Below are 1,916 nucleotides of genomic sequence, written 5' to 3'. Positions count from 1 at the left end.
CACAAAGGGACTGGCGATGAACCGCTCCGCGGTCAGCTCGGGCCGGTTCAGGTAGCCGCGCGCCACCCCCGCCCCGCCAATGCAGAGCTCCCCGACCGCGCCAAACGGAACCGGCGCACCATGACCGTCCAGCAGATACACCCGCGTGTTCGCAATCGGGCGGCCGATCGGGACAATAGCGCCATCAAACTCATCCGGACAACTCCACGCTGTCACGTCGATCGCAGCTTCCGTCGGGCCGTAGAGATTGTGCAGGCCCGTCCAAGGCAAGAGGCGCCGAACCCTATGCACACTGGCGGCAGGGAGCGCCTCGCCGCTGCATAAAACTCGTCGCAGCGATGTGCAGCGCTCAACACTCTTCGCATCCATAAAGCTGACCAGCATGGATGGCACGAAGTGAACCGTCGTGATGCGCTGGCTGATGATCAAGTCGACCAGTGCAGCGGGATCTCTGTGCGCACCCGGCGGCGCCAGCACCAGGGTCGCCCCTTCAAGCAAGGTCCAAAAGAACTCCCAGGCCGAGACATCGAAGCCAAATGGCGTCTTCTGCAACACGACATCAGTTGCCTTGAGACCATAGGCGTTTTGCATCCAAATCAAACGATTGACGATAGCCCGATGTTCATTCTGTGCCCCCTTGGGCGTACCGGTGGATCCGGAGGTGTAGATCACATAGGCGAGATGGCGCGAGGTCAGCCCGAGCGCACGCGGGTCCGGATCCGACGCCGGCAGATTTGCCCATTCCGGCATCGTCGCCAGATCCACCACCGTCAGATCGCGTAGCGCATCGTCGCCCAGCGCCGATCGTCCCGCCGCATCGGCCAGCAACAGGTGGGGCGCCGCATTCTCGAGCACCTGATGCAGCCGCGCACTCGGATAGGCCGGATCCAGCGGCAAATACGCCCCGCCGGCCTTCAGGATCGCCAGCAGCCCCACCACCATCGCCACGCTGCGCGCAAGGCAGATCGCCACCGGCTGGTCCGGCCTGACCCCGAGGGCGATCAGATGATGCGCCAGGCGGTTGGCCTTCGCATTGAGCTCGCCATAGCTGACGCGCTGGTCCCGATAGACCACCGCCACCGCATCCGGCGCCTGGCGCACCTGGGCCTCGAACAGCTCATGGATGCACCGGTCCGACGGATAGGCCGCAGCCGTCCGGTTCCGCTCCTCCAACAGATACGCCCGCTCGTCAGGTGGAAGGATGTCCAGTTCCCGCACCGGCGTGTCCGGCGCATGCTCCAGCGCCTCCGCCAGCTGCTCGAGCGCCCGCTGCATGTAGCCGCAGATCCGATCCGCCGAGATAGGCTCCGCCACCTGCGCCATCAGCCCGAACGCCTCGCCAAAATCCTCCACCGACAAGGTCAGCGGATAGTTGGTGCGTTCCTCCCCGCCCAGCCATTCCATGCCCGACAAGACATCATCCGTCCCAGAGCCGGGTACAGCCGGCGCCGTGTTGTGACGATAGTTCAACAGCGTGCTGAACAGCGGCGCCGACGCCGCAATAGCGCTGCAGCGCTGCGCCAGCGCCAGCGAGGCATGCTCATGCGCCAAGAGCTCGGCCAGCCGGGCGTGCGTGATCCGCACGCTCGCCTCGACCGCGGTCCCATCAAGATCAAGCCGCAGCGGCAGCGTGTTGATGAACAGCCCCATGGCGCGGTCGGCGCCAGCGCTGCCCTGCAAGCGGCCTAACAGCACCGTGCCGAACACCACCTGCTCGCGGCCGCTGCTGCGCGCCACCACCTGTCCCCACGCCAGATGGCATAGGCTCGCCAGACTGACGCCCAGCCGCCGCGCCTGTTCCCGTAACCGCGCATGGAGCGCCGGCGGCAGCATCCGCTGCGCCTCTCGAACCCCGCCGCCGTCGCCGCGCACCTCGCTCAAGCCGAACGGCGTGGTCGGCTCGTCGATGTCCGCCA

At 66.3% G+C, this 1,916-nt stretch carries 1 protein-coding gene; it reads right to left on the bottom strand.

Annotated elements, in window-relative coordinates; genetic code table 11:
• The coding region (locus tag XH88_RS08500) for a non-ribosomal peptide synthetase (RefSeq protein ID WP_271614963.1) at positions 1–1,916 on the bottom strand (1,916 nt) is incomplete at both ends.

It is taken from the genome of Bradyrhizobium sp. CCBAU 51627, from assembly GCF_028128765.1.
Lineage (GTDB): Bacteria > Pseudomonadota > Alphaproteobacteria > Rhizobiales > Xanthobacteraceae > Bradyrhizobium.
The sequence above is the reverse complement of the archived record's forward strand: the minus strand, read 5'-3'. Positions and strand labels throughout refer to the sequence as shown.